Source organism: Archangium sp. (assembly GCF_036388035.1).
GTDB lineage: Bacteria > Myxococcota > Myxococcia > Myxococcales > Myxococcaceae > Archangium.
In genome coordinates this window covers 1-8,845 of sequence record NZ_DASVSO010000046.1, presented here as the reverse complement: position 1 = coordinate 8,845, position 8,845 = coordinate 1, and the positions used below count along the sequence as shown (strand labels likewise).

At 71.5% G+C, this 8,845-nt stretch carries 8 protein-coding genes; 1 reads left to right on the top strand and 7 read right to left on the bottom strand.

Going from position 1 to position 8,845, the window contains the following annotated elements; all coding sequences use genetic code 11:
• Both VF697_RS02090 and VF697_RS02085 read right to left on the bottom strand, forming a co-directional pair.
• The coding region (locus tag VF697_RS02090) for a neutral/alkaline ceramidase (RefSeq protein ID WP_331091743.1) at positions 1-1,967 on the bottom strand (1,967 nt) is incomplete at its 3' end.
• A 66-nt stretch (positions 1,968-2,033) separates the two neighbouring features.
• Positions 2,034-3,278, bottom strand: coding sequence for a pyridoxal phosphate-dependent aminotransferase family protein (locus tag VF697_RS02085; RefSeq protein ID WP_331091741.1), 1,245 nt, complete (start codon positions 3,276-3,278; stop codon positions 2,034-2,036).
• Between the two features lie 177 nt (positions 3,279-3,455).
• On the opposite strand from VF697_RS02085, the gene VF697_RS02080 reads away from it, so the two are divergent.
• Positions 3,456-3,635, top strand: a complete 180-nt coding sequence (locus VF697_RS02080) for a hypothetical protein (RefSeq protein ID WP_331091739.1) — start codon at positions 3,456-3,458, stop codon at positions 3,633-3,635.
• Here the strand turns inward: VF697_RS02080 and VF697_RS02075 are convergent.
• The 5 genes from VF697_RS02075 to VF697_RS02055 all read right to left on the bottom strand — a co-directional run.
• Positions 3,622-4,725 (bottom strand): hypothetical protein, encoded by a 1,104-nt coding sequence (locus VF697_RS02075; RefSeq protein WP_331091737.1) that lies wholly within the window; start codon positions 4,723-4,725, stop codon positions 3,622-3,624. The genes VF697_RS02080 and VF697_RS02075 overlap by 14 nt on opposite strands.
• Positions 4,726-4,742: 17 nt before the next feature.
• Positions 4,743-5,210, bottom strand: coding sequence for a hypothetical protein (locus VF697_RS02070; RefSeq protein ID WP_331091735.1), 468 nt, complete (start codon positions 5,208-5,210; stop codon positions 4,743-4,745).
• Between the two features lie 68 nt (positions 5,211-5,278).
• The gene (locus VF697_RS02065) at positions 5,279-6,103 is read right to left on the bottom strand and encodes a methyltransferase domain-containing protein (protein ID WP_331091733.1); all 825 of its coding nucleotides are present in this window, start codon (positions 6,101-6,103) and stop codon (positions 5,279-5,281) included.
• A gap of 48 nt (positions 6,104-6,151) precedes the next feature.
• Positions 6,152-7,180, bottom strand: coding sequence for an alpha/beta hydrolase family protein (locus tag VF697_RS02060; protein ID WP_331091731.1), 1,029 nt, complete (start codon positions 7,178-7,180; stop codon positions 6,152-6,154).
• A gap of 118 nt (positions 7,181-7,298) precedes the next feature.
• Positions 7,299-8,845, bottom strand: a 1,547-nt coding sequence (locus tag VF697_RS02055) for a metallophosphoesterase (RefSeq protein WP_331091729.1), incomplete at its 5' end; no start/stop codon positions are given.

The following is an 8,845-nucleotide window of genomic DNA, read 5'->3' as shown; positions in this document are numbered from 1 at the left end:
TCCGCCGGAATCTTCCACTCGGTGGTGACGTGCGAGCACCCGAAGGTGGGTGCGCAGTCGTAGCGCTCCCAGCGGTACTTCGTCTCCCAGTCCCAGTCGTTGGCCACCGTCACCCACGTCCCGGTGCTCGTCTTGCGCTGCACCTGGAGGTAGGAGCCCTGGCGGCGCAGGTTGTTCTTCGGGTGGGCGCCCCAGAACTTCACGCTCACCGTCTCGCCCCGGAGGTAGGAGGCGCGCGCGTCCGTGTAGACGCTGCCGAAGTTCACCGTCAGCAGCTTGTCGTCGTACACCACGCCCGTCTGCACCGTCGACTGCTCGTTGCGCAGGTCGCGCGGGGTGGGGCCCGGCGCCACGGTGGTGCCGTTGCGCAGGGCAAGGGCCAGCTTGTCCACCTCCTGCTGCACCGCCGCGAGCTGCCACGGGCCGAAGTGGGTGGAGGCACCCTCGTAGTCCTGCTTCGCGTACTCCTCGCGCGTCGTCAGGTAGCCGGCGTAGGCATTGGCCAGGCCGACGATGACCACCTGGTCCACCCCCACCGGGGAGAGCTGCGCGAGCACCGTCTTGCGCAGCCGCCGGCCCACCATGGTGGTGGGCTCGAAGGGCACCGCCACCAACGCCACGTTGCCCAGGCGCACCACCTGGAGCGGCAGCACCTCGGGCGTCCACGGGTAGGGCGACATGGTGCCCGTCTCCAGGGTGATGGGCTTCTCCCCCTGGCACGGCGTGGTGAAGAAGGTGCAGTTGAAGGCGCTCCACATGTCGTTGATGTCCGCGCAGGTGGCGCCCTCCTTGCCGTAGCCCGGGCCGTCCTCGGCGCCGGCGATCATCGAGTCGCCGATGGCCGCCTCGCACGTGGTGCGCCAGACGCCGTCCGTGTACGCGGGCGCCACCTGCACCGAGTCCATCGCCACGTGGACGTGCCGGGAGTCCACGCCGCCCTTCAGCAGCGTCGACGCCGAGTCATAGAGCGTCTTCGCCAGGGTGTACTGCTTGCGGCCGGAGAGCTCCACGCTCTCGAAGTCGTTGGCGCCACCGCCGTTGGTGCCGCCGTAGATGTTGGGCGTCACGTCGCCCTCGTTGCTCTGCGCGAAGGCCGCCACGAAGGTGCGCTGCGCGGTGTAGTTCGTCCCCTTGAGCTTCTCGAAGAGGTAGGAGGCGTAGCCCTTGTTGTCGCCGCTGATGAGCAGGTTGTCGTTGCCCATGGACGTGGCGTGCACGGCGAACCAGTTGATGAGGCCCACCTCGCGCCCGTCATCCCCCTGCAGGCGCAGCAGCGTCATCTTCTTGTCCGTGTCGTGGCCGAACTGCGCGCGCTCGGTGGAGGGGTTGCGCAGGTACGCCTCGGGGGAGCGGTTGATGCTCGCGTCGAGCAGGTCTCCGGAGGCCACGCGGATGGTGCCCGGCGCGAGGTTGTCGGTGGCGCGGACGATGGACTGGTAGATGCCGTCCACGATGGCGTCGAAGTTCTGCTTGTCGTAGCCGAGCACGGTGAGGTTGTAGAGCGCGTAGTGCGAGAAGCCGCCCGGGCCCGAGTGGGTGTGCGTGGCGCTCAGCACGACGTTCTCGTCCGAGTAGAGGGTGCCGTACTTCACGCGCAGCTTCTCCACCACCTGCTGCTTCACGCCCTGGAAGATCTGCCCGACGTCCGCGCTGACGAAGGCCACGCGCTTGCCGTTGCAGGCCGAGGAGACGACGAAGGCGCGCGAGCGCAGGCGCTGGTGGATGCCCGCGGTCTTCTGGTCCACCATCGCGTAGCCCATCATCCCGAGCTCGGCGGCCGGGCCGGTGATGTCGTAGATGCCGGCGCCGAGTTGAAAGCCCTGGTTGGTGGCGCACGGGTCGGTGAGCGCGGCGCTCTGGGTGGAGAGGGAGTCCTCGGCCGGAAGGTCCGTGTCGCAGGCACCCAGGACGAGCGCGAGCGTCACGGCCGCCAGCAGGCGAGGGGAGGAGAGGAAACGTCGTTGCATGGGGACTCCTGTGGGGTGTCCGGGGATTGTCGGCACGAGCCCGCCGGGGTTGCAGCCCCCCTCGTGTCAACGCGGTGCGTCGAGCGTCCGATGGACGCGATCCATGGCGGCGATGAGGTGCTCCACCTCGTCCCAGGTGTTGGCCACGGTGGGGGTGGCGCGCAGCACGCCCTTGTCGCGGGGCACCAGCGGGTAGCCCTGCAGCGTCACGTTGAGGCCCTCCTCGAAGAGGAGCTGCCCGCCGCGCTCCACGTTCTCCGCGCTCCCCACGTAGGCGCTGACGATGGGGAAGGCGGTGTCGTTGTCCGTGGAGATGCCCCTGGCCCGGTAGGCGTCGAGGATGGCGCGCGTGTAGTCGTGGAGGGTGCGGCGCCACGCGTCGCCCTCTCGGGCGTTGAGCTCCAGCCCGGCGAGCGCCGTGGCCAGCGAGGCCGTGGGCACCGGGCCCGACACCAGGTAGCTCGTCACCGTGCACTTGAGGAAGGGCTTGAGCTTCCTCGGGCAGCCGATGAAGGCCGCCAGGGAGGAGTACGCCTTGGACAGCCCCGACACGTAGAGGACGTTGTCGTAGGTGAGCCCCAGGTGGCGGATGACGCCGTTGCCCTTGCGGCCATAGGGGTGCTCGGCAGACGGCTCCTCGCCCAGCACGCCGAAGCCGTGCGCGTCGTCCACGTAGACGATGGCGTCATGGCGGCGCGCCAGCTCCACGATGCGCCCGAGGTCCGGCAGCCGCCCCGTGGTGGACAGCACTCCGTCCACCACCACGAGTCGCACCGTGGCGTCCGCGTGCGCCGCCAGTCCCGCCTCCAGCGTCGACAGCTCGTCGTGGCGGAAGCTGGCGAGCGTGGCCCCCATGTCCCGCGCCAGCCGGCAGCCGTCGTGGTTGACCTTGTGCACCACCTTGTCCGCGAAGATGGCCGCGCCCTTGCCCGTGAGCGCCGGGATGAGGCCGATGCCGATGAGGCTGATGGTGGGCAGGACGAGCGCGTCCTCGGTGCCCAGCAGCGCGGCCAGCTCGGCCTCGAGCCGCTCGTACAGCTCGGGACTGCAGCACATGCGCGCCCAGGAGGGGTGCGTGCCCCAGTCGCGCACCGCCGGGCCAATGGCCTCCATCACCTCGGGGCGCAGGTCCAACCCCAGGTAGTTGCACGAGGCGAAGTCCGCCAGCCACTTGCCGCGCACCTGGATCTTCCGGCCCCGGATGGCCGTGGCCACGTTGTCGTAGAGGCCACTGCGCTGGAGCAGCTCGTACACCTCGCGGTTCTTCCGGCTCAGCACCCGGTCGATGGCCCGGTCGAAGACGTCGGTCATGAGTGGCTCCTCCCCGCTGCGAATTCTTCCGTTTTAACCTTCGCCCGGCTCGGGTGTCCCAAGCCTCCCGGGCCGTCCGTGCCAGGGGTGCGCACCCGGAGTGAAGGGGCTCTCCCCGGAGGGCCATGGAATACGCTGGGGGCTCCCCCGTCTGTGAGGACATGATGAATCGGTTCGTTGGCTCTGCGCGAGCAGACGGACAAGGAGATGGCCTCCGTCCTCGATGAGACGCAGCGGGTGAAGTACGAGGAGATGCGGCGTGAGGAGTGGCAGCAGTCGCGCCCTCGCGGCTGGCAGGGAGGCGGGGAGGGCGGCGGCGACTCCGACCGGCGCGCCGGCGGCTTCAGGAACCCGTAGGCCCTCGGGCCAGGGCTCCCTCGGCGATGAGCGTGAGGAAGCCCTCGTAGGACATGCCCGCCTCCTTCGCGGCGAGCACGCACGGGGCGCTCGGGGCGAGGTACGAGTTGGGCGTGAGGTCGATGAGGAGCGGGACTCCGCCCGCGTCCAGCCGGAACTCCACCCGGCCCCAGTCCCTCCCGCCCACGAGCCGGAAGGCCCGTACGCACAACTCCTCCACCGTCTCGTGTCGGCGCCACGGTGAGGCGGGCTGCCGCGTGGGGACGGGCCGGCGCCAGCGCTCGTCCCTCGCGAGCAGCGGCGCGTCCCCGGACAGGCCCGGCTGCGTGAACCACTTCGCGTCGAAGGTGCGCATCCGCAGGTAGCCCTCGGGCAGGTCCACGAAGGTCTGCTCCATGATGGGCAGCGCACGGAGGGGATGGCCCGCGACCGACACGTAGAACTCGCGCCCGCCCACGTACTCCTCCACCAACACCGGGCCCCCGAAGCGGCCGAGCAGGTAGTGCGCCCGGGCCCGGACCTCGGCGTCATCCCAGGCGACACTCGCCGCCTCCAGGCCGATGGAGGCGTGCTCGCCGCAGGGCTTGAGGACGACCGGGGGCTCCAGCGCCAGCGAGAAGGACTCCGCGCCCGCCGTGTCGTGGATGCACTGGAAGCGCGGGGTGGGAATGCCCTCGCTGGCCAGCAGCGCCTTGAGGGCATGCTTGCTCTTGGTGAGCGCCAGGCCTCGCGCGTCCGCCCCGGTGTAGGGGATGCCCAACGCGTCGAGCACCGTGGGCACCAGCAGCGCCGGGGCTCCCTCGCCGCCGAGCGTGTCGCAGAGGTTGAAGACGAGGGGCGGGCGCTCGCGCGTCAGGGCCTGGAGCGCTTCGAGTGCATTCGCGCCCAGGGCCAGCGGGGTGGCCGGACGGCCCGCGCGGGTGAGCGCCTCGGCGAGCGGAAAGGCGTCCGAGTTCTGCTTCAGGCGCTCGAGGTCGGGCGCGTACGGGTGGCGCGGGTTGTGGCGGGTGAGGACGGCGGCGGCCTCCACGTCGTACGCGACGCGCAGGGGGCTCGGGGTCCTCTTCTCCGGAGCGGCGGGGGGAGACATGGTTGGAGGTGCGCTCCCTACTCCTCGAGCGAGGTCGGGGCTGGCGTCGGAGGGGCGGCGGTGCCGCTGTCCGTGGGGCGGATGATCTGGATGATCTCCCGCCGCTGGATGCCACTGCCCTTGCCGTGCAGGCGCTGCTCGTGGCGCTGCTCGTACTGCTGGCGCCGCTGCTCCGCGTAGTCCACGGCGGTGCCGCCATCGGAGACGGTGCCCCCGTCCCGGGCCTCGGGCGCCACCGGGGTCGCCTGGGCCCGCGTGCCCGCAGGGACGGGGATGGGCTTGGAGAGGAAGTTCCGGCGCTCCTCGGGCGGGAGCGCGCGGATGCCGCTCCCCTTGCCCTGCTCCTCGTTGGAGAAGAACGTGTCCTTCAGCTTTTGCAGCGGCGAGGTGGCGGCGTGGGGCACTCCGTCCGGAGTGGGAGCCTCCTGCGTCGTGCAGCCCACGGCACCCACGAGCGCGACCAGCGGCAGTCGAGAGCGACTCATGCCCCCATCCTAAGCCAGCGCGGAGCGTCCGTGCAGGAGGGGACCCTCCGGGCTCGCTTTGAAAAAACTCAGGCCTTCTGGCCCGTCACCTTGAGCGTGTGCCAGGCGATGCGGAACTGGCCCGCAGCGTCCTGGCGCTCCAGGTCCGCCAGGTGCTCGGCTCCCTCGTGGGCCGTCACCCGGCCCTCGGCCACCGCGCGCTCCACCGCGCCTTGAATCAGGTCCCGCACCACCGGGTTGAGGCGCTCGAAGGCGTGGCGCACCTCCTCGACCTGCACGGAGCGCAGCCCGGCCTCCTGGAACAAGGTGGGGAGCTGTCGGGCCAGCGAGCCATGCCGGAAGGTGCGCCGCAGCACCTCCTGGACCTGCTGGCTGACGGGGGAGAGCCGTTGCGTCAGCTCCGGGTCGTTGAAGTCGTTGTCGGTGACGACGAGGAGCCCTCCGGGGCGGGTGACGCGCAGCAGCTCGGCCAGCGCGCGCCGGGGGTCCTCCACGTGCTCCAGCACGAGGTTGGCGTAGCAGCGGTCGAACGTGTCGGCCGGGAAGGGAAGCTGGTGCGCGTCCCCCTGGACGTAGTCGAGCGGCAGCCCGCGTTGCCCCGCGCGCTGCCGCGCCTCGGTGAGCAGGACGTGGCTGGCGTCGAGCCCCGTCACCCGGCCCTCCGGCCCGACACGCTCGGCGAACCACTGGGTGAGGTGGCCCGTCCCACAGCCCACGTCCAGCACCCGGAGGCCGGGCTCCAGGAAGTGCGCCTGCTGGAAGCGCTCGGGGGCCGCGCGGATGACGTTCATCAGCGGGGCGCGTGTCATGTCCAGGAAGCGGACGAAGAAGCTCGGATCCGACGTGTCGTCCACGTCGGCCCACGTGTCATGCCAGGCGGGCCGTGTGCCCATGGAAGTGTCCCCCAGATTGGTTGTCCAACGTGTTGGGGGCGCAGTGTGTCACGTCCGGTCCGCGGGCCGCTCCTCGGGGGGAAGCTGGAGGGGCTCGATGCGAGAGAAGGCGTCCAGGATGGCCTGGATGATGGCGGCCCTCCCGGTGAAGAAGGCACTCACATGGCCTCCGGGGACGTAGCGCAGCTCGGCCCCCCGCCAGTGCTGGAGCAGGCGCAGCGTGGCGGACGAGGGCACGAAGCCGTCCCGGCGCGCGGCCACGAGGATGGCGCGGCGCGGGTTGGACAGCGGGGGCAGCACCGTGGTGGAGGCCGCGGAGAGGAGCTCGGCCAGCCGCTGGCGCGCCGCTTCCGGGCCTCCGGTGGTGCGGCCCAGGGCCTCCCAGTCGGGGAGGGCGGACAGCACGCCCTCGGTGAAGACGGGGGCCGACGAGGGCGAGGCGGCCAGGGGGATGACGGCCGCGGGCAGGGGGAACATGGCGGCGGCATAGGCGGCGATGCTGCCTCCCATGCTGTAGCCGGAGATGCCCACCTTGGGGTGCCCCGTGGCCAGCAGCCACCCGAGCAGCGCCGTGGCCTCCACCGCCGTGGCGCGGAACATGAGCAGCAGGTCCGCCACCGTGCGCACCGCATGGCCCTTCTGTCCGGGCGGGCGGCGCGAGCCGTAGTAGGGATTCTCCAGCAGCAGCGCGCCCACGCCGTGCCGGGCGAGCTCGCGGGCCAGGAAGCGCCGCACGCCGAAGCCCTCGTCCCCGGAGGCGGCCAGGAAGACGCACACCGGCGGGCGCGGGCCGGCGTCCTGGGGCAGCAGCAGCTGGAAGCGCGCCTGCTGGCACGCGGCGGGCAGCGAGCCCACCGCGGCGGGGCTGGGGAAGCGGCCCTCCAGCACGCTCAGGCGCCCCTCACGCCCCATGTGACGCAGCGTCACCTCGGAGAGCTCGGGGAAGGCGAAGCCCTGCGGGCCCCGGGTGAGCTTCTCCAGCAGGGCGTTGGAGCCCCAGCCGTCCTCGAAGAAGCGGGGCTGGCGCCTCACCGTGAGCCGCGCGGCGAGTGCGTCCAGCCAGTGCATGCGGTTCATGTCTCGGGCTCCCGGGAGTGCCGGCGCATCCTCGCCGTCTTCGGGCGGCATTCCAACCGGAGAGTCCAGGGCCACGGTGCGGCGGGAGCCGGGGGGCCCCCGCCGCGAGGGGGCGATGTTACCGCTGCTCGCGCACGAGGGTGTCCGCGGGCTCGGGCGCGTCCGCCACGGACTCCAGGGTGTCGGCGGGCGGCACCGGCTGCGTGGCGCGCATGTAGGCCGGCTGCCGGTTCGGGTCGTCCACCGGGCCCGGGGGCGTCTCCAGCGACAGGGCCGAGACACCCGTGGGCTGCACCGTCGCGGCGGGCAGCGTCTTCGTCAGCGTGAGGCTGTCGCGCACGCTGCCGCTGGCGGTGATGAACTTCGCGGCCAGCGTGCCGCCGTCCACCACCACGTCCAGGTAGCCCACGTTGACGTTGTCGCGGAAGGCCGTCCAGCTCGGCTGCGTGCTGGGGAAGGGGCGCAGGCTGGCGCCACCGCTGCCCACCACCAGGTAGGGGATGCCGCGCGTGCCCGAGGCGGCCACCGCGTCACCCTTCATCGCCTTGGAGCGCTCGTAGTTGTGGTCGTGCCCGGTGAGGACCAGGTCCACCCCGTACTGCTCGAAGAGCGGAGCGAACTCGCGGCGCATCTTGAGCTGCGAGCCGTGCTCGCCGCTCGACCAGGTGGGGTGGTGGAAGTAGACGACCTTCCACGGCTGGCGCGTGGCGGCCAGGTCCTGGGCCAGCCAGCTCTTCTGCGCCGCCAGCGTGCAGCGCTCGGACGAGGCCAGGCCGATGACGCAGTTGGAGTCGAGCGACACGAAGTGCACCGAGCCCCAGTCGAAGGAGTAGTAGCGCTCGTTCTTCTCGGGGTTGTTGGCCGGCAGGTAGAAGTTGTCCAGGTAGGGCTGGCCCTGGTCGGTCACGTACTCGTGGTTGCCCGGAGAGGGGAAGATGGGCACCTCGCGCAGCAGGGCCGCCATGGGCTTGAACATGTTGCTCTGGAACTCCGCCTCGGTGCCGGAGGAGTACGCGTTGTCCCCGAGCGTGAGCAGGAGCTCGCCGGCGCGCGAGGGCTGCGCGAGCAGCTTCATCACGTTGGCCTGCTGCGTGCCGCCCGTGCCGAAGTCCCCCATGGCCGTGAAGTGGACGCGCGTCGTCCCGGGGCCGGTGGCCGTCTGGAACTTGCGCACGCCGGTGACGGAGCCGCACGCCTCGACGACGTAGCTGTACGTCCTGCCCGGCTGCAGCCCGTCCAGCTTCACCGCGTGCCGCCAGCCGGCCACCGTGGCCGTGGCGGTGCGCGAGATGTCCGTGCCCTCGCCAAAGCGCACGAAGGGCGTGCAGGACACGCCGGTGCGGAAGGCCACGAGCGCGCTGGTGGGCCCCACGCTCTGCAGGTACGGCAGGCGCGGCAGGGCCGGCCCCGAGTCCGTGGTGGGCACGTTGGTGGGCGGCGGCGGCGTGGGCGTCGGCGTCGCGGTGTCGTCGCCACAGGCGCGCGCCTCGGTGATGGAGGCCCAGTCGTTGACGGTGTTGCCGTTGACGGTGACGCGCAGGTAGCGGGCCTTGCGCGGGCTGGTGAAGCGGTACGTCTGCGCCTCGGTGTTCGAGGCGCTGTCGGCCGCGTACGCCTGGGTGAAGGTGGTGCCGTCCTCGGAGGTGGCGAGCGTGAAGTGGTTCT